Genomic DNA, 21,553 nt, shown 5'->3' with positions numbered 1-21,553 from the left:
TCAGGCCGGCAGCTGCGGCGTGAGCACCTTGCCCTGCGGAAAGTCGAAGATCTTGCCGCTCTCCGCCCAGCCCGGCGAGGCGAGCGCGACGAGATGCGGCGCCAAATCCTCCGGTGTCCTCAGCGTTTCCGGGTCTTCGCCCGGCATCGCCTCGGCCCGCATCTTGGTGCGCAGCGGCCCCGGATTGACCAGCATGACCTTGACCGGCGTGGTCGCCGTCTCGGCCGCGTAGGTGCGCCCCAGAGCCTCCACGGCGGCCTTGGAAATCGAATACGGCCCCCAATACGCCGAGCACTTATGGGCGGCGCCCGACGACATCAGCAGCACGCGGCCCGCATCCGAGGCGCGCAACGCCGGATCGAGCGATTTGATCAGCCGCCAGTTCGCAGTGACGTTGATGTCGAGCACCTTCGCCCAGTCCTTCTCCGTCGCATGGCCGAGCGGGGTGAGGGAACCGAGGATGCCGGCATTCGCCAGCAGGATGTCGAGCTTGCCCCAGCGCTCCAGCAGAGCAGGGCCGAGCTTCTCCAGCCCGCCGGCATCCGAGAGATCGAGCGGCACCAGCGTGGCGCTGCCACCGATCGCCCGGATCGCGTCGTCGAGCTCCTCGAGCGCCCCTGAGGTGCGGGCGAGCGCGACGATATGCGCGCCAGCCTGGGCGAAGGCCAGGGCCGCGGCGCGCCCGATTCCGCGCGACGCGCCGGTGACGAGCGCGATGCGCCCCTCGAGAGCCTTGGTCATGGGATGGTCCGCTGGTTCAGCCGGCTTCGGCCAGCAGGGAGATCTGCTGCTTGGCGCTCTCGCCGATCACGTCGGTCAGCGAGGTCGGATAGTCGCCGGTGAAGCAATGGTCGGTGAATTGCGGCCGGGCCGGATCGCGCCGCTCATGGCCCATCGCACGATAGAGCCCGTCGACGGAGATGAAGGCCAGCGAATCGGCTCCGACGAACTGGCGCATCTCTTCGAGGGAGTGCGTCGCGGCGAGCAGCTTCTCGCGGTCCGGCGTGTCGATGCCGTAATAGTCGGGATGGGTGATCGGCGGCGACGAGATGCGGAAATGCACCTCGCGGGCGCCGGCCTCGCGCATCATCTTCACGATCTTGAACGAGGTCGTGCCGCGCACGATCGAATCGTCGACCAGCACGATGCTCTTGCCCTCGACGACCGAGCGGTTGGCCGAGTGCTTCAGCTTGACGCCGAGCTCGCGGACCTTCTGCGTCGGCTCGATGAAGGTGCGGCCGACATAGTGGTTGCGGATGATGCCGAGTTCGAAGGGAATGCCGCTCGCCTGCGCATAGCCGAGCGCGGCCGGCACGCCGGAATCCGGCACCGGCACGACGACGTCGGCATTGGCCGGGGATTCCTGCGCCAACACCGCGCCCATCGCCTTGCGGTGCTCATAGATGCTGCGGCCCTTCACGACGGAGTCGGGGCGGGCGAAATAGATGTACTCGAAGATGCAGGGCCGCTCGGCGACGGGCGGGAAGGGCTTGTGGCTCTCGATGCCGCTGTCGGAGATGATCACGACCTCGCCGTTCTCGACCTCGCGGACGAACTTCGCGCCGATGATGTCGAGCGCGCAGGTCTCGGAGGTCAGGATCGGGCAGCCGTCGAGATCGCCCAGCACCAGCGGGCGGATGCCGAGCGGGTCGCGCGCGCCGATCAGCTTCTTGTTGGTCATGCCGACGAAGGCATAGGCGCCCTCGATCTGGCGGATCGCCTCGACGAAGCGCTCGACGAAATGCTGCTTGCGGCTGCGCGCGACGAGATGCAGCAGCACCTCGGTGTCGGAGGTCGACTGATAGATCGCGCCGTCGCGGACGAGGTTGCGGCGCAACGTGAGCCCGTTGGTGAGATTGCCGTTATGCGCCACGGCGAAGCCGCCGCCATGCAGCTCGGCGAAGAGCGGCTGGACGTTGCGCAGGATCGTTTCGCCCGTCGTCGAATAGCGGACATGGCCGATCGCCTGCTTGCCCTGGAGCTTGTCGATGACGCTCGCTTCCGAGAAGGCGTCGCCGACAAGTCCGAGCCGGCGCTCCGAATGGAAGCGCTTGCCGTCGAAGGAGACGATACCCGCCGCCTCCTGGCCGCGGTGCTGGAGCGCGTGCAGGCCGAGCGCCGTGAGCGCAGCTGCGTCGGCATGGCCGTAAATGCCGAAGACGCCGCATTCCTCCCGCAGCCGGTCGGCATTGGGATCGAAGGCGGTATCAGTCTCGGTCTGCGAGATCATGGCGAGCTCCACGCGCTGGGACGGACTCTCTACGCGTCAATTAGGGACGGGTTGGGGCGGGCGCAACCGGTGCCGCCGTCGCCGGGGTACGCGGTTCCTCTGCCGGGGCGTCGGTGGCTTCCTCCGCCTTCTGCTTTTTCAGCAGGTTCTTGATGAAATCGGCGTTGACGTCCTGCGGCAGCATCCCGATCAGCGAGCGGCCGGTTTCCTCCAGCATGGGCTTGGCCTTGGCGTCCTTCGCCCAGACCGGCATCTTCTCGCTGCCGACCAGCGCCGCGAAGAAGAGGTAGCCGATCACCGCCAGCAGCAGGCCGCGCGCCGCGCCGAAGACGAAGCCGAGCGTGCGATCGAGCGCGCCTATACGCGAGTCGAGCACGAAGTCGGAAACCCGCGCCGTGACCAGCGAAACGACGATCAGCGTGGCGAGGAATAGCGCGGCTATCGAGGCGACGAGCGCGATCGTGTCCTGCGCCGAACTCGCTGGAATATACTGCTTCACGAAAGGCACGAGCTGCGGGTGGAAGACCCAGGCGACTGCCGCGGCAGCAACCCAGGAGGCGATCGCAAGCACTTCGCGCGTGAAGCCGCGCACGGCCGCGAGCAAAGCCGAGATCAGAACCACGCCGATGACGACGAGATCGAGAATGGTTACAGGCATGGAAGGGCCGCTTTGCTGTGGTCTGGTGCCGGCCTGCCAGAGATAAGGTGGCCGTTTCGGCTTTGCTATACGCGTTCCAGGCCTCTGCGTCACCCTTTCGGCGAAGTCATTTCACATCTCTGCGAGGTGCGCGCGCCGCGATATCGGCAACGAGTTCCGTGACATGGCCGAAACGGCGCAAGCTCAGGCCGTTGCCGTCGCCATGCTCCGCGCCGCCGGACGGCATCAGCGCCGCCTCGAAGCCGAGCTTCGCCGCCTCCCTGAGTCGCGCCGCTGCGACCGAGACGGGCCGGATCGCGCCCGAGAGGGCGATCTCGCCGAAATAGACGGATTCCTGCGGCAGGATGGCTCCCGTCAGCGAGGAGACGAGCGCAGCCGCCACCGCGACATCGGCGGCCGGCTCGTTGACGCGCAGGCCGCCCGCGACGTTGAGGTAGACATCGTGCTGGCCGAGCCTGAGGCCGCCATGCGTTTCCAGCACGGCGAGCACCATGGCGAGGCGGCTGTTCTCCCAGCCGACCACGGCGCGTCGCGGCGTGCCGAGCGCGGTCGGCGCCACCAGCGCCTGGATCTCGACCAGCACGGGCCGCGTGCCCTCGATGCCGGCGAAGACGGCCGCGCCCGGCGCCGGCTGATCCCGGCCTGCGAGGAAGAGCGCCGAGGGATTCGTCACCTCCGACAACCCCTTGCCGGTCATCTCGAAGACGCCGATCTCGTCGGTGGCGCCGAAGCGATTCTTCTGGCCGCGCAGGATCCGGAAGGAATGCGCTCCTTCTCCTTCGAACGACAGCACGGCGTCGACCATATGCTCGACCACGCGGGGGCCGGCGATCTGGCCGTCCTTGGTGACATGGCCGACGAGGATCAGGCAGGCGCCGCTGGTCTTGGCGTAGCGGATCAGCGCCTGGGCCGAGCCGCGCACCTGCGTCACGGTGCCCGGCGCGCTCTCGACTTCGCCCGACCACATGGTCTGGATCGAATCGATGACGACGAGGGCAGGGCGCTGGCCCTGCCCGAGCGTCGCGACGATGTCCTCGACATTGGTCTCGGCTGCCAGATCGACCGGCGCGTCGGCCAGGCCCATCCGCTCGGCCCTGAGGCGCACCTGGCCGGTCGATTCTTCGCCGGAGACATAGACGACGCGGCTTCCGCCCAGTGCGAGCGCCGCGCAGGCCTGCATCAGCAGCGTCGATTTGCCGATGCCGGGGTCGCCGCCGATCAGCAGCACAGAGCCCGGCACGAAGCCGCCGCCGGTGACCCGGTCGAGCTCGCCGATGCCGGAGACGATGCGCGGTGCGTCCTGCGTCTCGCCCTTCAGCGTCTCCAGCGCGAACACACGTCCGCGCGCCCGCCCGCTGGAGGGGCGGCCGCCGCCGGGAACTGGCGCCGCCTGCGCCTCCTCGACCAGCGAGGACCATGTCCCGCATGCGTCGCATTTGCCCTGCCAGCGGTGATAGACCGCGCCGCAGGCTTGGCAGTGATAGGTCGGAGCGCGCTTGGCCATCAGTGAGGCTCCGTCGTCATTCCGAGGCATCGCGCAGCGATGAGCCCGGAACCCAGAACCGATGCCCGCATTCGTCTTGGCATCGCCATTGCCGCTCGTCTTGAAACCGCATCGGTTCTGGGTTCCGGGCTCGCGCCTGCGGCGCGCCCCGGAATGACGGCGGTGGCGGTCACGCGCTCAAAGCCCCACATACCGCCGCGCATAACGGCGGCCGAGGCTGGTCAGTATCTCGTAGCCGATCGTCTTGGCGCCAGCGCCAACAGCTTCGAGGTCGAGCGCGCCGCCGATCAGTGTCACGCTCGCCCCGCGCTGCGCGGCAGAGGCCGGCGCGTCGCTGACGTCGATGATGATAAGGTCCATCGAGACGGAGCCGACGAAGGGGCAGACGACGCCATCGAGGAGCGCCGATCCGCCGGCAACGCTGTCTGTCCAGCTGCCGTTGCGCGGGTAGCCGTCGGCATAGCCGAGGCAGATGGTCGCGAGCTTGCGCTTCCCCTTGGCTGTCCAGCGGCCGTTATAGCCGACCTGCGTGCCACCCTCGACCTTGCGGATCTGGATGATGCGCGCCTGCAGCCCGATCACCGGCTGCATCGGGTTCGGCTGCCCGGGCGTGGGGTTGCCGCCATAGAGGGCATAACCAGGCCGGGTGAGCTGGTAGGACGGGCAACCTTCGAGGAAATGGCCCGAGGAGTTCTTCAGCGAGGCCGGAATGCCCGGAAGTGCAGCCGCGATCTCGGCGAAGGCTGCGATCTGGCGGGCATTGGCCGGATCTGTCTCGACTTCCGACGACGCGAAATGGCTCATCACCAGGCCGATATCGGCCGCCGCGATCGCGCCGGATTTCTCGCGGGCGAGATTGAGCCCTTCCCCGGCCCAGAGCCCGAGCCGGTTCATCGCCGTGTCGACATGCAGCGCCGCCGGCCGGACCTTGGCGCCGGTCTGGCGGAAGGAGGCCCACTCGAGCAGTTCCTCATGCGAGCCGAGCACCGGCGACAGGCCGTGCTGCGCATAGACGTCGCAATTGCCCGGCAGCAGCCCGTTCAACACATAGATCGTGGCGTCCGGCGCGACGCTGCGGGCACGGATGCCCTCCGAGACATGCGCGACGAAGAAGCTGCGGCACCCCGCCCTGGCGAGCGCGGTCACGGCAGGCTCGATGCCGATGCCGTAGGCGTCGGCCTTGACCACCGCGCCTGCCTCCGTGCCGGCACGCTCGCCGAGGAGACGCCAGTTCGAAACCAGTGCGGCGAGGTCGATGGTCAGGGTCGCGCCATAGGCGCCGGAAGCAGGCGTGTCGAAAGGCATTATTCGCGGTCCGGGATGCGGAGTTCGTCGGCGCGGTCGGAGAAGCGCGTGACATCGGCGTCGAACTGGAGGGCGATCGTTCCGGTCGGACCGTGGCGCTGCTTGCCGATGATCAGCTCGGCGACGCCATGTGCCGCCTCCATCTCGATCTGCCACTTGTTGTGGTCTTCGGTGCCGGGGCGCGGCTCCTTGCCCTTGAGGTAGTATTCCTCGCGGTAGACGAACATCACCACGTCGGCGTCCTGCTCGATCGAGCCGGATTCGCGCAGGTCCGAGAGTTGCGGGCGCTTGTCGTCGCGGCTCTCGACCTGACGCGAGAGCTGGGAGAGCGCGATGATCGGAACCGAGAGCTCCTTCGCCAGCGCCTTGAGGCTGGTCGTGATCTCGGTCAGCTCCTGCACGCGGTTCTGGCTGTTCTTGGAGGAGCCGGAGAGCAGCTGGAGATAGTCGATGAAGAGGACATCCAGCCCCTTCTGCCGCTTGAGCCGCCGGGCGCGGGCGACGAGCTGCGCGATCGAGATGCCGCCGGTCTGGTCGATATAGAGCGGGATACGCTCGATCTGCGCCGCGACGTCGGTCAGTCGGGCAAAATCGGCCTCGGTGATGCGGCCCTGCCTGATCTTGTAGGAGGAGATGCCGGACTGCTCGGCGACGATACGGGTCGCGAGCTGGTCCGACGACATTTCGAGCGAGAAGAAGGCCACGACGCCGCCGTCGACCGTCTTGATCGTTCCGTCGGTCTGGCGTTCGCCGCGCCAGGCCTTGGCGATGTTGAAGGCGATGTTGGTGGCGAGAGAGGTCTTGCCCATGGCCGGACGGCCGGCCAGCACGATGAGGTCTGAGGGCTGCAGGCCGCCCATGCGCTGGTCGAGGTCGCGCAGGCCCGACGAGATGCCGGAGAGGCCGCCGGCGCGCTGATAGGCGCTGGCCGCCATGTCGATGGCGAGCCGGAGCGCTCCGTCGAATTTCTGGAAACCGCCCTCGTAGCGGCCCTTTTCCGCCAGCTCGTAAAGCTTGCGCTCGGCATCCTCGATCTGTTCGCGCGGCGCCATCTCGACCGGAGCGTCATAGGCGACGTTGACGAGGTCCTCGCCGACGCCGATGAGCAGGCGGCGCACCGCGAGGTCGTAGATCGTGCGTCCGTAATCGCCGGCGTTGATGACGGTCGTCGCCTCGGCGGCGAGGCGGGCGAGATACTGGCTCGGCGTGATGTCGCCGAGGTCGAGGTCGTTGACGAAGGTCTTGAGCGTGATCGGCGTCGCGAGCTTGCCCGCGCGAACCATGCTGGAGCTCAGCTCGAAGACGCGCTGGTGGATCGGCTCGAAGAAATGGTCCGGCAGCAGGAAGTCGGAGACGCGATAGAAGGCGTCGTTGTTGACCAGGATCGCGCCCAGCAGCGCCTGCTCGGCCTCGATGTTGTGAGGCTGGACGCGATAGTCCGCCTCACGATTTTCGAGGCGTGCGACGAGGGCTGTAGCGGGGGCCATGACCGTCCCGATAAATCAATGCTGATTGAAAATTCAAGTCGACAACCCGCCGCACCAGAACGCACCCGCGGCCATGTCGAGGAGGCAGTAGTCCACTACTCTGCCAATTTGCGCCAGCAGTGTTCCCCGCAGTTCACAGCTGCTCAAAAAGAAAGGCGCCGTGTTGCCACGGCGCCCTTGACTCATTTGGGGAGCTGCAAGGCTCAGCGATCGTCGTCGCCGGCCTCGGCCAGCGCCGCGCCGACCTCGAGGCCGAGATCGTCGAGGTCGAACTCCTCACGAGCGGTGACGTTCTCGCCGGCGGCCTGACGGTGAGCTTCCTCAGCCGAGCGGGCGACGTTGACGGTGACGGTGACCGAGACTTCCGGATGCAGCACGACCGGAACGGTGTGCAGGCCGAGCGTCTTGATCGGGGTGTTGAGCGTCACCTGGCCGCGCGCGACGTGGAAGCCGTCCTTGGTCAGCGCCTCGGCGATGTCGCGGGTCGAGACCGAGCCGTAGAGCACGCCGGACTCGCCGGACTGGCGCAGGATGATGACGCTCTGGCCGTTCAGGCGCTCGGCGACCGCGTCGGCCTCGGACTTCAGCTCGAGGTTGCGGGTCTCGAGCTCGAGCTTCTGGCTCTCGAAGCGCTTCTTGTTCTCCTCGGTGGCGCGCAGGGCCTTGCCGCGGGCGAGCAGGTAGTTGCGGCCGAAGCCGTCGCGCACGCGCACGACTTCGCCCATCTGGCCGAGCTTGGCGACGCGTTCGAGCAGGATCACTTCCATGGGTCTTCTCCTTCAGGTCTTTTAGTCAGGTTTCAGGATTGGGTAGGCGGAGGCGGCAGCACGACCCGCTTGCGCAGGCCGAGAAGCGTATCGATCAGACCGGCGACCGCGAGCAGCGGCGTCAGCACGGCCTGCATCACGACGAGCGCGACGTAGACCGAGATCAGCATCGGCAGCCGCCAGGGGCGGCCGCGAGAAATGTCGTGCAGAAGGCAAAGCCCGCTGAACATGAAGGCGGCGAGCAGCGCGCCGACGAGAGCCGTCGCGGCCACGCCGATGAAGCCGCCGGCCGCGGCGGCGACGGCCGCCGCGATCAGGAGCAGCAGCGCCTGCCGCGGCAGGGAGGCCGACGGGATAAAGGGCCAGGGGCGCGGCAACCGGTCCGACATCTTCACGGTGCGCGCCGCCAGCCAGAGATTGGCGGTGATGGTGGTGACGAAGGAGGCGCCGATGCCGAGCGGCACGGCCGGAGCCAGGCTCTGCGCGAGCTCCGGCACCTTGATGTCGGCGGGCAGCGTGATCAGCTGGCCGCGCACCATCTCGTTCAGCAGGTTCTCGATCATGCGCGCGATCACCTTGCTGTAGGTGTCGTAGTCGGTGGTCATCACCAGCGCGCTGCCGACGGTGGCGAGCGCAGCGGTCGCTGCGATCCAGAGCAGAAGGTTGCCGAGCGGATACCACTCGACCCTGCCCTGGCTATCGCCGCGGGCGAGCAAAGCGAGATAGGCGATCCACCAGGCCGGAAGCCCGATGATGAGGGCGAAGGCGATGCCGCCCGTCGGGGCGAGCGCAACGGCGACGGCGAGCGCGCCCGCGGCCGTGGCGAACAGCCCCGAGCGGTGGTTCCAGCCGAGGGATGCGATGAAGATCGGGAGGGGGGCAGCTGAATACAGCAATGCGGCCAGCGGCGATCCGGTGATCACCACTGAGAAGAGCAGGGCCGAAACGAGGCCCGCGCCGATGCCGACAATCGGAATCATCCGTCCGTCCTGCTGTCCCGCTGCTCGCTGGCCATCTTTCGGCATCCGGTTCTTCCGAAAAGTGGTTTCCACTTTTCGGCCCGATGCCTTGGCCCGGCAGGGTGAGAGGCTCCTGGCCTCAACGAACCCGGTGGAGTCTCACCGCCGGGCGACTGATTGAACTTGAAAACGAGATCCGGAGGCGCCGGGCGCCTCCGGAAAGAACTTCACCCGCTCAGCGGATGACGTAGGGCAGCAGGCCGAGGAAGCGGGCGCGCTTGATCGCCTGGGCGAGCTCGCGCTGCTTCTTGGCGGAAACCGCCGTGATGCGGGACGGAACGATCTTGCCGCGCTCGGAGATGTAGCGCGAGAGCAGACGGACGTCCTTGTAGTCGATCTTCGGAGCGCCTTCGCCCGAGAAGGGGCAGGACTTGCGGCGACGGAAGAAGGGGCGACGGGCGCCAGCGGATGCAGTCGACATGGATCAAGCCTCCGCTTCGGCGGTTTCGGTCACTTCGTCATCGCGACGCGGACGATCACGGCGCGGGCCGCGCTCGAAACGGTCGCCGCCGCGCTCGCCGCGCTCGTCACGATCACGCTTCTGAAGCATGGCCGACTGGCCTTCCTCGAGCTCCTCGACGCGAACGGTCAGGAAGCGCAGGATGTCCTCGTTGATGCGCATCTGGCGCTCCATCTCCAGCACGGCGGCGGAGGGAGCTTCGATGTTCAGCAGCGTGTAGTGCGCCTTGCGGTTCTTCTTGATGCGGTAGCCGAGGGACTTGACGCCCCAGTACTCGACCTTGCGAATGGCGCCGCCATTCGCTTCGATGACGCCCTTGAACTGCTCGACAAGAGCTTCAACCTGCTGCGCGCTGACATCCTGCCGCGCGAGCAGAACATGCTCGTACAATGCCATATGTGGCCTTCCTTGTTTCACCCTGCTTCGCCCGGCGCGGAGCCCTCCGAGCCCTGGATAAGGCCCGACAGGATTTCTTCGAAGGCGGAGACACGGGATGCCGGCTTGAGAAACAAGCCTGCGCGCGTCCATGCGGACATGCGCCATCCGTTCAGCCTCCGGCCGAACAAGCAGGAGGCGGTGGTTACAGTGTCCGGTGCGCCATGGCAACCGGAATCTGCCGGGAAAGGCGGGTCGCGGAGCGGAAAACTCGGGCTCCGTGCTTGACTTGGCGGCAAAACCGATGTGACAGCGCCCGTCATAATATAGAGAAGTTGTTAAGGACGAGGCGCCCCACATGACGACAGCGTTCATCTTTCCCGGCCAGGGCTCGCAGGCCGTCGGCATGGGCAAGAGCCTGGCCGAAGCCTTCCCGGCGGCGAAGGCCGTGTTCGACGAGGTCGATGCGGCGCTCTCGCAGAAGCTCTCGGCCGTGATGTGGGATGGTCCGTTGGACGAACTGACGCTGACGGCCAATGCCCAGCCGGCACTGATGGCCGTCAGCCTCGCGGTCGTGCGCGTGCTTGAGAGCGAGGCAGGGCTCGACCTGAAGCGCGACGCCGCCTTCGTCGCCGGCCACTCGCTCGGTGAGTATTCTGCGCTAGCCGCCGCCGGCACCTTCTCCATCACGGACGCTGCCCGGCTGCTGCGCATCCGCGGCGACGCCATGCAGAAGGCGGTTCCGGCCGGGCAGGGCGCGATGGCGGCCCTTCTTGGTGCGGAACTCGATCTGGCGCGTTCGATCGCTTCCGATGCCGCGCAGGGCGAAGTCTGCGAGGCCGCGAACGACAATGGCGGGGGCCAGGTCGTGCTGTCCGGCGCCAAGGCCGCGGTCGAGCGGGCGATTGCTCTGGCTGGCGAGCGCGGCGTCAAGCGCGCCATGCTGCTGCCGGTTTCCGCTCCGTTCCATTGCGCCCTGATGCAGCCGGCCGCCGATGCGATGCGAGAGGCCCTTGCAAAGGTCGCGATGCAGGCTCCGGTGGTGCCGGTCGTGGCCAATGTCGGCGCGGCGCCCCTGAGCGATCCGGAGGCGATCCGGGCTTCGCTCGTCGCGCAGGTCACAGGTACGGTGCGCTGGCGCGAATGCGTCCAGGCGATGGCGGCTGCGGGCGTCACCGATTTCGTCGAACTCGGCAGCGGCAAGGTGCTCGCCGGCCTGGTCAAGCGTATCGTCGCAGGCTCGGCGCTGCTCTCGATCGGCACGGCGGAGGACATCGCGGCTTACAAGGCCCGCAACGCCTGAGGGCGAGGGCCCAGAACGGGCAATAACGGCAGGACGCCGGAAAAAGGGAGCGAACATGTTTGATCTGACCGGCCGCAAGGCCCTGGTCACCGGCGCTACCGGTGGCCTTGGCGGAGCCATTGCGCGAACCCTTCATGCGCAGGGCGCGAGCATCGCGATCTCCGGCACGCGCGCGGAAGTGCTGGAGGCTCTGGCGGCCGAGCTCGGCGAGCGCGTTGTCGTGGCGCCCTGCGATCTCTCCGACAAGGATTCGGTCGAGGCGCTGGTGCCGACGGCCGAGGAGAAGCTCGGTGGGCTCGACATCCTCGTCAACAATGCCGGCATCACGCGCGACAACCTGTTCCTGCGCCTGAAGGACGAGGACTGGGACAGCGTTATCGCGGTCAATCTCACGGCGGCCTTCCGCCTGTCGCGCGCCGCCGTGAAATCGATGATGCGCAGGCGCTACGGCCGAATCGTCTCGATCGGCTCGGTGGTCGGCACGATGGGCAATCCGGGCCAGGGCAATTACGCAGCCGCCAAGGCCGGCCTGATCGGCATGTCGAAGGCGCTCGCGGCCGAGGTCGCAAGCCGCAACATCACCGTCAACGTGGTCTCGCCGGGCTTCATCGAGTCGCCGATGACGCAGGCGCTGAACGACAAGCAGCGCGAGGGCATTCTTTCGGACGTGCCGATGGGGCGGCTGGGTGCCGGTACGGATATCGCCGCCGCCGTCGCCTATCTCGCCAGCGCGGAAGCCGGCTACGTGACCGGGCAGACGCTGCACGTCAACGGCGGAATGGCAATGATATAAGCGTGTTAGAGCCGATTCTGGATTGGTTCTGATAAGTCTACGGCGCTCTCGCCAGCCTCGAAAGGGTATGTTAACTAGCGCCGTCGCGCTGCCGTCCGGTAAGCCGAGGGGACTTGACGAAACCTTGGTTGTTGCGTTTGTGCAGGCTTCGAGCTTTCCGGATCGCGGGCATCGTCACGATGGCGCGGTGGCTGGGAATGAGGTCCATAATACGCGTCGCGTCCCTGCGATGCGTTTTCAGTTTCTAAGGAAGAGACTCATGAGCGATGTCGCCGAGCGCGTGAAGAAGATCGTGGTCGAGCACCTCGGCGTCGAGCCCGAGAAGGTCGTCGACGGCGCCAACTTCATCGAAGACCTGGGCGCGGACAGCCTCGACACCGTCGAGCTCGTGATGGCCTTCGAGGAAGAGTTCGGCGTCGAGATTCCGGATGATGCGGCCGAGACGATCGTGACGGTCGGCGATGCCGTGAAGTTCCTCTCGTCGAAGAGCGCCTGATCGGCCCCAAGGGCTGATCGACGCAGAAAGCATCATGGCTTCTCGCAGTTTTCCGATGCGACGCGTTGTCGTGACCGGACTCGGCATGGTGACGCCGCTCGCCTGCGGCGTCGAGCCGAGCTGGGCACGTCTGCTCGCCGGCGCCAGCGGCGCCGGCCCCATCACCAGCTTCGACGCCAGCGACCTGCCGGCGCGGATCGCCTGCAACATCCCGCGGGGTGACGGCAGCGACGGGACCTTCGATCCCGACCAGTGGATGGAGCCGAAGGAGCAGCGCAAGGTCGACGATTTCATCGTCTTTGCGATGGCGGCCGCCACGCAGGCGCTGAGCGATGCCGGCTGGAAGCCGGAAAGCTACGAGGACCAGATCAGGACCGGCGTCGCCATCGGCTCCGGCATCGGCGGGCTCGGCGGCATCTATGAGGCTTCGCTCCTGCTCAAGGAGCGCGGCCCGCGCCGCCTGTCGCCGTTCTTCATCCCCGGCCGCCTGAGCAATCTGGCCGCCGGCTATGTCTCGATCGAGCACGGCCTCAAGGGGCCGAACCACGCCGTGGTCACGGCCTGTTCGACCGGCGCCCATGCCATTGGCGACGCCTCGCGCATGATCGCGCTCGGCGATGCCGAGGTGATGGTCGCAGGCGGCACCGAATCGGCGATCAACCGCATCGGCATCGCAGGCTTCTGCGCCTGCCGGGCGCTGTCCACCGGCTTCAACGACACGCCCGAGAAGGCTTCGCGTCCCTATGACAAGGACCGCGACGGCTTCGTGATGGGCGAGGGCGCCGGCGTCGTCGTGCTCGAGGAACTCGAGCACGCACTGGCCCGCGGCGCGAAGATCTATGCCGAGGTGGTCGGCTACGGCATGTCGGGTGACGCCTACCACATCACCTCGCCTTCCGAGGATGGCGACGGCGCTTATCGCTGCATGCAGGCGGCACTGGACCGGGCCGGCATCACGGCGGGGGATCTCGACTACATCAACGCCCACGGCACCTCGACGCCGCTCGGCGACGAGATCGAGCTGCGTGCGGTGGAGCGCCTGCTGTCCAATGCGCCCAAGCGCCCCTCGATGTCCTCGACCAAATCGGCAACCGGGCATCTGCTCGGCGCGGCCGGCGCGATCGAGGCGATCTTCACGATGCTGGCGATCCGCGACCAGATCGCGCCGCCGACGATCAATCTCGACAACCCTTCGGTCGAGACCGACATCGACCTCGTGCCGCATGTCGCGCGCAAGCGCGAGATCGATTACGCCCTGTCGAATTCCTTCGGCTTCGGCGGCACCAACGCCTCGCTCGTCATGCGGCGCTACCAGTCCGACGGCTGATCGGCAGGGAATAGCGCCGTTTTGCCATAATGTTGGGTAGAGTGGGGCGCCTGCGTGGGCGAATGCGTGATTCCGCGTTCACAGCCACGAGGAAACCGGTTCTAATGCAGCGGTTTCAAATCTGATGCGCTCGGTTCCACGGTTGTCCGGGCGCCCGGTCGTGTCGAGATATTCTACCTTATGCTGCGAGCGTCTTGATCGTGAATGATACGCCCCGCGTCGCCCCGAAGAGTCCGAGCGAGGCCCTCAAGCCCGTAGCGCCGCCGGCGCCGCCGCCCAAGGTGCGTCGCCGCCGTCGAAGCCCCTTCCTGTCGATGCTGAGCGGCCTGTTCACGGTTGCCCTGGTCGGCGCGGGCGTCGTCGGCGCGGGCATCGCGATCGTCTCCAATCAAAGCAAGGCACCCGGCCCGCTCGCCGGCGACCGTGTCCTCATCATCCCCAAGGAAAGCGGGCTGACCGAGATCGCTGAGTTGCTGCAGCGCGAGGGTCTGATCGAGCACCCGCTGAGCTTCCGCGTTTCCGCGATCATGGGCGGCGACTGGCACAAGCTCCAGGCCGGCGAATACCTGTTCAAGGCCCGCGTCAGCCCGCAGGAGATCCTCGATATCATCTCCAGCGGCAAGGTGGTCGAGCATTCGATCACCGTTCCCGAAGGGCTGACGAGCGAGCAGATCGTGGCCCGCCTGCGCGACAATGAATTGCTGACCGGCGAGGTCGCCCAGGTGCCCAAGGAAGGCTCGATCCTGCCTGACACCTACCGTTTCCCGCGCGGCTTTTCGCGGCAGGCGATCATCGATCGCATGGCGCGCGACCAGCGCGTGGTCCTCGGCCGGATCTGGGAGCGGCGCCCCGCCGATCTGCCGATCAAGACCCCGGCGGAGCTCGTGGTTCTCGCCTCGATCGTCGAGAAGGAGACCGGCCGCGCCGATGAGCGTCCGCGTGTCGCGGGCGTCTTCATCAACCGCCTGAACCAGAAGATGAAGCTGCAATCCGACCCGACGATCGTATACGGCCTCGTCGGCGGCAAGGGCACGCTCGGCCGCCCGATCCAGCGCAACGAGATCACGCAGGCGACGCCCTACAACACCTATGTCATCAGCGGCCTGCCGCCGGGGCCGATCGCCAATCCCGGCCGCGCCGCGATGGAGGCGGTGGTCAACCACTCGCGGACGAAGGACCTCTACTTCGTCGCCGATGGCAGCGGCGGCCACGCCTTCGCCGAGTCGCTGGACCAGCACAACCGCAATGTCGGCCGCTGGCGCCAGATCGAGACCACGCGCGGCCAGCAGCAGGGCGGCAAGCCGTCAACCGAATCCGTCGACAAGGTCGAGCCGCCCCCGTCTCCGGACAACCGCACCGAGGCGCCGGCGACGACGCAGCCGGCCGCCGATGGCGCCGGCGTTCCCGTAGCTCAGCCAGCCGGTGCCCTGGCCGGGACCCGCGCACGCGCTTTCGACGCCTCGGAGGGCACGGCGCGCGATCCGCTGCTCAACAAGAGCTTCGATCTGAACTCGCCCAAGCAGGTGCCGCAGCTCAAGCCTTGAGCCGCGGCCCTGATCGCAGGCGCCATACCCATTTTCCGCCATGGCGGCGCTTGCCCCCTTTGGAACGCGCCACTACGGTCCCGCCGCATCACAAGGGAGCGGCGACAGGCCATGGCCATCGAAAGCATGACGGGTTTTGCCCGCGCCGCCGGCACCGCCGGCATCCATGGCTGGGCCTGGGAAATCCGCAGCGTCAACGGGCGTGGGCTCGATCTGCGCGTTCGGGTCCCGCCCGGCTTCGAAATCCTGGCCGAGGCGGCGCGCAAGCGGCTGGCCGGCGCCTTCTCCCGCGGCACCCTCCACGTCAATCTGGCTGTGACGAGCGATGCGGGGCCGGCGCGCCCGCGTGTCAACGAAGCTGTTCTCGCCGCCCTTCTACAGGCGATCGAGCGGTTGCCGCCGGCCGCCGGTATCAATCCGCCCTCCTATGACGGCCTGCTCGGCATTCGCGGAGTCGTCGAATTCGCTGATGAGGCGCAGGACGCTCTGGGCTCCGTCGAAGCCCCGGCGCTGGCAGGGTTGGAGGCGGTATCCCTTGCCCTGAAGGAAGCGCGAGCTTCCGAGGGCCGCGCGCTCGAAGCGATCGTCCTTGGCCATCTCGAAACCATCGCCCGGCTGGCAGGCGAGGCCGAGCGGCATCCGGCCCGCAGCGGCGACGCGATCCGGGCGCGCATCGCCACGCAGGTCGAGGCGTTGATGGGGGCCAACAATGGCTTCGATCCCCAGCGCCTGCATCAGGAGGCAGCGCTGATCGCGGTCCGCGCCGATATCCGCGAGGAGATCGACCGGCTGCACGCACATGTCGCGGCGCTGCGTGAGCTGTTGGCCAAGGGCGGCCCGATCGGCCGCAAGCTCGATTTCCTGGCCCAGGAATTCGGCCGCGAGGCCTCGACGCTCTGCGCCAAGGCCAATGATCCCGGCCTGTCGCGCATAGGCCTCGAATTGCGCACGGTCGTGGACCAGATGCGCGAGCAAGTTCAGAACGTGGAGTGAGCCTCGATGGCTGAAACCGTCCGTCCGGCCCGGCGCGGCCTGATCATGATCATGTCGTCGCCGTCAGGCGCGGGGAAGTCGACGCTGACCCGCACGCTCTCGAAATCCCCGAACGAGACGAATCTCGACCTGTCTATCTCGGTGACGACGCGCCCGAAGCGTCCTTCCGAGATCGACGGCGTGCACTACCACTTCATCGATCGCGAGACCTTCGACGAGATGCGCCAGCGCGACGAGCTGCTGGAATGGGCCGAGGTGCACGGCAATGGCTACGGAACCCCGCGCAAGCCGGTCGAGAACTCGCTGAAAGCCGGCCGCGACGTGCTCTTCGACATCGACTGGCAGGGTACGCAGCAGATCCTCGAGAAGGCGCGAGAGGACGTCGTGTCGATCTTCATCCTGCCGCCCTCGATGGCCGAGCTGCGCTCCCGCCTCGTCAGGCGGGCGGAGGATGCGCCAGAGGTCATCGCCAAGCGCCTCGCCAATGCGCGCGAGGAGATCGCGCGCTGGACGGTCTACGACTACGTCATCGTCAATGACGACCTCGAAAAGGCCTATGAGGCGGTTCGTTCGATCCTGGCTTCCGAGCGCCTCAAGCGCAGCCGTGCCACGGGATTGGCAGCCTTCGTCGAGGGACTGCTGACCGAGCAGCTCTGAACGGCGCCCTGGCCAGCGCTGGAGCGTGCTGATTTTGCACGGAACCACGCCGTCATCCCGGGCTTGACCCGGGATCCATCCCGGAGCCTATCCGGCGGATCGTCGGGCATGGATCCTGGATCTGCGCTTCGCGCCGTCCGGGATGACAAGTCTTTCCACCAAAACGCAGCAGGCTCTAGATCGCAGCCAAGGCGTTCGCCAGCCGCACGAAGCCGGAGACCGGAATCTCCTCGGCCCGCGCCGTCTCGTCGAGGCCGGCGGCGGCGATGATCGGGGCCGGATCCGACAGGACCGCCTTCAGGCTCTGCCGCAGCATCTTGCGCCGTTGGCCGAAGGCCGCGAGCGTGACGCGTTCGAGCAGGCGCCGGTCGCAGGGCTCAGGGTGCTCGCGCGGGATGAGCTGGACGATCGACGAGGTGATCTTGGGCTGCGGTACGAAGGCGCTGCGCGGCACGTCGAACAGGATCTTCGTTTCGCAGCGCCAGTTCGACAGCACGGCAAGGCGGCCGTAATCCGCGCGCTCCTCTGGCGAAGCCACGATCCGCTCCGCGACCTCGCGCTGGAACATCAGCGTGAGCGAACGCCACCAGGACGGCCAGGGCTCGAGGCTGAGCCAACCGACCAGCAGCGGCGTGCCGATGTTGTAGGGCAGGTTGGCGACGATCTTCGCTTTCTGACCTCGGAGGTGCGGCGACAGGTCGACCGCGAGAGCATCGCCGTCGATGATGTCGAGCCGCCCCGGATAATAGGCGGCGATCTCGGCTAGCGCCGGCATGCAGCGCCGGTCGCGCTCGATCGCGATCACCCGTCCAGCCCCGTTCGCGAGCAGCGCCCGAGTCAGCCCGCCGGGGCCGGGTCCGATCTCCACGATGGTCTCGCCTTCGAGCGGCCCGGCCGCCCGGGCGATCCGGCTCGTCAGGTTGAGATCGAAGAGAAAGTTCTGCCCGAGCGCCTTCTGCGCCATCAGGCCGTGGCGCTCCACCACCTCGCGCAGTGGCGGCAGGTCGTCAATCTGGCTCATGCCGCTTCCGCCGGTGTTTGGGTCTCTGCCATGCGCGCTGCGAGCTTAAGGGCCGCACAGAGGCTGTCGGGACGTGCGATGCCCTTTCCGGCGATGTCGAAGGCCGTGCCATGGTCCGGCGACGTTCGGATGAAGGGCAGGCCGAGCGTGACATTCACGCCTTCGTCGAAGGCGATCGTCTTGATCGGGATCAGCGCCTGATCGTGATACATTGCCAGCGCCGCATCGTAACCGGCCCGTGCGCGGGCGTGGAACATCGTATCGGCCGGATACGGGCCGCGCGCATCGATTCCCTCTGCCCGCAGCTCGGCGATGGCCGGAGCGATGATCTTCATGTCCTCGTCGCCCATCGCGCCGTTCTCGCCGGCATGGGGATTGAGGCCACTGAAGGCGAGACGCGGCGTGGCGATGCCGAAGCGGGCTGTCAGCTCGGCCGCGACGATCCGCGCCGTCTCGACGATGAGCTGGGTCGTCAGCAATTCCGGCACGCGGCGCAGCGCCTCGTGGATCGTGACCGGCACGACCGCGAGTTCATCGCACCAGAGCATCATCACCGGCCGCGGCTCGACACCGCCATCCGCCGCGAGATGAGCGAGATATTCCGTATGGCCGGGATGCCGGAAGCCGGCCTGGTAGAGCACCGATTTGGCGATCGGATTGGTCACGACGGCGCCGGCCTTTCCCGTCCTGACCGCAGCGACGGCGTGGTCGATCGAAGCGATCGTGGCCGGTGCGGTGGCCGGATCAGGCGTGCCGGGCGTGACGGCAATACCGCTGTCGAGGGCGATGACCGGAAGCGCATCCGCAAACGTCTCGTTGACTTCATGCCAGTCGCAGATCCGCAGCGGGACCTGCCATCCCAGGCCATCGGCGGTCTGGGCAAGATGGCCGGGGCTGGCGATGCAGGCGAAGGGCGGCAGGTTGCGCTCCCGGCGTTCGAGCCAGGCCCGCAAGGCGAGTTCCGGTCCGATGCCGGCCGGATCGCCCTGTGTCAGCGCGAGGGGCAAGGACGGCAAGGGCAAACTCCGCGCGTCGGAAGGGGAACTCGGGCCGCCGTGGGGGCCCGGAGTATTACTGGCCGACGCCGTCGCCCGTGGTGGAGGTGCCGCCGAGGTTCTGCTGGTAGCTCAGTTCGCCCAGCGTGCGCAGCTCGAGACGGAACATGACGGTGCGGGTGTCCTTGGTCGCCCCCGCCTGCCGGTCGGCATAGCTCTGCGAATAGCTGATGTCGAAGATGGTGCACTCGTCGGTGTAGTTGATCCCGAGCGAGGTCGAGGCGGTCTGGAGCGGACCGGTGTTGGGATAGACCGGCATCGCCGCCACGGCCGGTGCCGCCAGATAGGAGGCATAGGCATCGCGATAGCGCTCGCGGTCGTATTTATATTTGTCCAGATCGAACAGCACGCCGGCCCGCAGGCGCCAGTTTTCGGCGACGCGGAGCGAACCATTGAGAGATAGGCCCTCGCGCCGGCGGGAGATGCCGAGATCCGGCTGCGGCTCGTAGCGGCCATAGCCGACCGAGGCCGAGATGATGCTGTTCGAATAGGTCGCTGCGGCATCGATCCGCTGCGCCTCGAATGTTGTCGCATTCAGACGGGCGGCGCCGGTCAGGAAGAAGCCCTGGAACGGGGAAATCTGAGCGCGGGTGACGATGTCCGAGCTGTCCGTATCGAGGCCGGAATTGAGACCGGTATTGAGGAGGTCGCTGATCGGGAAGGAATTGCGGCCGCCGAGCTGGAAGGACTGGCCCACCAGGAAATTGGCGAATGCGTCCTTGCCGAACCGCCCAGTATAGAGCGCGCCGACATTGGCGCGGCTGCCGCCCTCGACACGATCGTAACCGGAGAACTTGCTGCTCCACTCGAACAGGTTCGTCGCGTCGAAGACGAGGCTCTGGGCATCTTCGTTGGCGATGCGCAGGCTGTTGGTTTCGTTCGGCCGCGCCACGATCTGGGCGACGGGCTCGATGATATGCGTGCCCCAGCCCGTCTTGGCGACGAAGGGGTAGCGATACATCAGGCCGATGGCCGGCATGGCGCGCCCGAAAACCTCGTCGGAGGTATCCGCGATCGTCGCGACGCGCGAATTGATGACGCCGCTGGTATCGGGATTGATCGAGAAGATGTCGGCCCGCAGCGAGGCGTAGGGCGTCCATATTTGCCCGAGTGGGTCGATGAAATTGCGCCGCCAGGCCACCTGTGCCGTCGCGCGCGAAACATTGCCGGCGAGGCCGCGGACCAGGCAGGTGTTTTTCTGATAGACGGCGCAGCCGTCATAGAGCGAATAGCTCGGCGTCGTGATCAGATAGGTCTTCTGCTGCGGCAATTCCGAGAAGGCTGCCGTGTTTCGAGTCAGGCTCGTGACGTTGACGCTGAAGTCGAGCTCGCCGCCGAGAAAGGACGGCTTGTGGATGCGCTTGTCGTAGTCCAGCACCGGCAGCACGACGGGCTGCTGCTTCTGCCAGTCCTGATAGTTGAGGGGCTGGAAATAATAGCCGCGCAGGTCAAACCACGCGGTCGCGCTCTGGCCGTTCAGATAGGCCGTCGAGATCGATTCCTGTAGATAGGTGGTGCTGCTCAAGCTCTCGTTGCGGATGCGATAGTTCTTGTAGAACCAGCGATCCGTCGACATCGAGGCGTTCCAGCCGAACGTCCAGCTCTGATTGATGAAGAACTTGCCGTTCGTCTCGACCGAGCCGCGGAACTCCTTGTCGCGCGGGCCCAGCGGGCTAGCCAGGAACGCATCCTTGTCTTGCTGGAAGATCCCGGAGGCGCGGATCGCATAGGAGCCACTCACCAGGCGATGGCGCCATTCCGCCTGGCCGAGCACGCCCTGACGGGTCAGGAAAGTCGGCGTCAGCGTCAGATCGTAGTTCGGCGCGAGATTGAGGAAATAGGGCAGTCCGACGCCGAATCCGAGCGCCGAGGTGTTGATGAACTTGGGCGACAGGAAGCCGGACTTCCGCTTCACCGTCGAATCCGGGCCCGACATATAGGGCAGATAGGCCATCGGGATGCCGGCGAATTCCAGCCGTGCGTCTTCGTAGTAGATCGTCTGCTCGGACTTCTTGTGGATGATCCGGGCGGCGCGAACCTGCCAGAGCGGCGGACGCTCCGGGTTGTCCTTGCAGGGCTCGCAGGCGGTGTAAATGCCCTTCTCGAAGACGAAGGTCTCGCCGTCGGTGCGCTCGGCGCGCGGCGCCGAGAAACGGGTCCGATCGGGGTTCACGACTCGCAGGGAATCGATGAAGCCGTCGCGGAAATCGTCGGTCAGGTTGAACTTGTCGCCGGTGATGACCGTGCCGTTGGTTTCGGTGATGCGGGCGTTGCCGACGGCGATGACGCGCTTGCTGGCCTGGTCATAGACAACGCGGTCGGCCTCGATCGTGCGGCCCTGATACAGGATCTGCACATCGCCGACGGCTGCGACCGTCTTTTTGTCGTTGTCGTATACGAGCTCGCGCGCGTCGACGACCATCCGGGCCTGCGGCTTGGCGGCGGCCGCAGGCGCGGGCTGCGAGCCGGCAGCCCGATTCTGGGCATAGGCCGGCCCGGCCAGCAGATAGGCAAGGCTGGAGGCGAGAGCGGTCGCCGCAGCAAAGCGTGCCACGCGAT

Annotated in this window: 20 protein-coding genes; 7 read left to right on the top strand and 13 right to left on the bottom strand. The window is 66.9% G+C overall.

Going from position 1 to position 21,553, the window contains the following annotated elements; all coding sequences use genetic code 11:
• From NWE53_RS06795 to rpsF, 10 genes are all read right to left on the bottom strand, one after another.
• On the bottom strand, positions 1-741 hold the full coding sequence (locus NWE53_RS06795) for an SDR family NAD(P)-dependent oxidoreductase (RefSeq protein WP_265053595.1): 741 nt from the start codon (positions 739-741) through the stop codon (positions 1-3).
• A gap of 16 nt (positions 742-757) precedes the next feature.
• The gene (gene purF, locus NWE53_RS06790) at positions 758-2,230 is read right to left on the bottom strand and encodes an amidophosphoribosyltransferase (RefSeq protein WP_265053594.1); all 1,473 of its coding nucleotides are present in this window, start codon (positions 2,228-2,230) and stop codon (positions 758-760) included.
• A 40-nt stretch (positions 2,231-2,270) separates the two neighbouring features.
• Positions 2,271-2,888 (bottom strand): CvpA family protein, encoded by a 618-nt coding sequence (locus NWE53_RS06785; RefSeq protein ID WP_265053593.1) that lies wholly within the window; start codon positions 2,886-2,888, stop codon positions 2,271-2,273.
• Between the two features lie 106 nt (positions 2,889-2,994).
• Entirely contained in the window at positions 2,995-4,392 is a 1,398-nt protein-coding gene (gene radA, locus NWE53_RS06780) for a DNA repair protein RadA (RefSeq protein WP_265053592.1), read from the bottom strand.
• A 177-nt stretch (positions 4,393-4,569) separates the two neighbouring features.
• Entirely contained in the window at positions 4,570-5,697 is a 1,128-nt protein-coding gene (alr, locus tag NWE53_RS06775; protein WP_265053591.1) for an alanine racemase, read from the bottom strand.
• Complete coding sequence (locus NWE53_RS06770) at positions 5,697-7,184, bottom strand: replicative DNA helicase (protein WP_265053590.1); 1,488 nt, start codon at positions 7,182-7,184, stop codon at positions 5,697-5,699. Before NWE53_RS06770 ends, alr begins: the two co-directional genes overlap by 1 nt.
• A gap of 203 nt (positions 7,185-7,387) precedes the next feature.
• Positions 7,388-7,951 carry a 50S ribosomal protein L9 gene (gene rplI / locus NWE53_RS06765; protein WP_265053589.1) on the bottom strand — a complete coding sequence of 188 codons (564 nt, stop codon included), beginning with the start codon at positions 7,949-7,951 and terminating at the stop codon, positions 7,388-7,390.
• Positions 7,952-7,983: 32 nt separating this feature from the next.
• Positions 7,984-8,931 carry a DUF2232 domain-containing protein gene (locus tag NWE53_RS06760; RefSeq protein ID WP_265053588.1) on the bottom strand — a complete coding sequence of 316 codons (948 nt, stop codon included), beginning with the start codon at positions 8,929-8,931 and terminating at the stop codon, positions 7,984-7,986.
• A 214-nt stretch (positions 8,932-9,145) separates the two neighbouring features.
• A complete protein-coding gene (rpsR, locus tag NWE53_RS06755; protein ID WP_038367644.1) occupies positions 9,146-9,391 on the bottom strand; it encodes a 30S ribosomal protein S18 in 246 nt (81 codons plus the stop codon).
• A gap of 3 nt (positions 9,392-9,394) precedes the next feature.
• The gene (rpsF, locus tag NWE53_RS06750) at positions 9,395-9,826 is read right to left on the bottom strand and encodes a 30S ribosomal protein S6 (protein ID WP_265053587.1); all 432 of its coding nucleotides are present in this window, start codon (positions 9,824-9,826) and stop codon (positions 9,395-9,397) included.
• A gap of 337 nt (positions 9,827-10,163) precedes the next feature.
• Here rpsF and fabD point away from each other — a divergent pair, with 337 nt between their 5' ends.
• The 7 genes from fabD (at position 10,164) to gmk (ending at position 16,918) form a co-directional block, all read left to right on the top strand.
• Positions 10,164-11,108 (top strand): ACP S-malonyltransferase, encoded by a 945-nt coding sequence (gene fabD, locus NWE53_RS06745; RefSeq protein ID WP_265053586.1) that lies wholly within the window; start codon positions 10,164-10,166, stop codon positions 11,106-11,108.
• A 55-nt stretch (positions 11,109-11,163) separates the two neighbouring features.
• The gene (gene fabG, locus NWE53_RS06740; protein WP_265053585.1) at positions 11,164-11,901 is read left to right on the top strand and encodes a 3-oxoacyl-[acyl-carrier-protein] reductase; all 738 of its coding nucleotides are present in this window, start codon (positions 11,164-11,166) and stop codon (positions 11,899-11,901) included.
• Positions 11,902-12,160: 259 nt separating this feature from the next.
• Positions 12,161-12,397, top strand: a complete 237-nt coding sequence (locus NWE53_RS06735; RefSeq protein WP_055727516.1) for an acyl carrier protein — start codon at positions 12,161-12,163, stop codon at positions 12,395-12,397.
• Between the two features lie 55 nt (positions 12,398-12,452).
• Positions 12,453-13,724: a beta-ketoacyl-ACP synthase II gene (gene fabF / locus NWE53_RS06730; protein WP_265053584.1), complete on the top strand. Its 1,272-nt coding sequence runs from the start codon at positions 12,453-12,455 to the stop codon at positions 13,722-13,724.
• A 200-nt stretch (positions 13,725-13,924) separates the two neighbouring features.
• Positions 13,925-15,268 (top strand): endolytic transglycosylase MltG, encoded by a 1,344-nt coding sequence (mltG, locus tag NWE53_RS06725; RefSeq protein WP_265053583.1) that lies wholly within the window; start codon positions 13,925-13,927, stop codon positions 15,266-15,268.
• Positions 15,269-15,379: 111 nt separating this feature from the next.
• Positions 15,380-16,261, top strand: a complete 882-nt coding sequence (locus tag NWE53_RS06720; protein ID WP_265053582.1) for a YicC/YloC family endoribonuclease — start codon at positions 15,380-15,382, stop codon at positions 16,259-16,261.
• Positions 16,262-16,267: 6 nt separating this feature from the next.
• Positions 16,268-16,918 (top strand): guanylate kinase, encoded by a 651-nt coding sequence (gmk, locus tag NWE53_RS06715; protein ID WP_265053581.1) that lies wholly within the window; start codon positions 16,268-16,270, stop codon positions 16,916-16,918.
• 175 nt (positions 16,919-17,093) lie between these two features.
• Here the strand turns inward: gmk and rsmA are convergent, their stop codons facing one another.
• From rsmA to NWE53_RS06700, 3 genes are read right to left on the bottom strand one after another with little or no spacing between them, the layout of a single operon-like run.
• Positions 17,094-17,939, bottom strand: coding sequence for a 16S rRNA (adenine(1518)-N(6)/adenine(1519)-N(6))-dimethyltransferase RsmA (rsmA, locus tag NWE53_RS06710; protein ID WP_265053580.1), 846 nt, complete (start codon positions 17,937-17,939; stop codon positions 17,094-17,096).
• On the bottom strand, positions 17,936-18,961 hold the full coding sequence (gene pdxA / locus NWE53_RS06705; protein ID WP_265053579.1) for a 4-hydroxythreonine-4-phosphate dehydrogenase PdxA: 1,026 nt from the start codon (positions 18,959-18,961) through the stop codon (positions 17,936-17,938). Before pdxA ends, rsmA begins: the two co-directional genes overlap by 4 nt.
• A 49-nt stretch (positions 18,962-19,010) precedes the next feature.
• Positions 19,011-21,548, bottom strand: coding sequence for an LPS-assembly protein LptD (locus NWE53_RS06700; RefSeq protein WP_265053578.1), 2,538 nt, complete (start codon positions 21,546-21,548; stop codon positions 19,011-19,013).
• Between the last annotated feature and the right edge of the window lie 5 nt (positions 21,549-21,553).

The organism is Bosea sp. NBC_00550 (assembly GCF_026020075.1).
In the GTDB taxonomy this organism is placed as follows: domain Bacteria; phylum Pseudomonadota; class Alphaproteobacteria; order Rhizobiales; family Beijerinckiaceae; genus Allobosea.
Note: the sequence above shows the minus strand (reverse complement) of the source record. Positions and strands in the feature narration are given on the sequence as shown.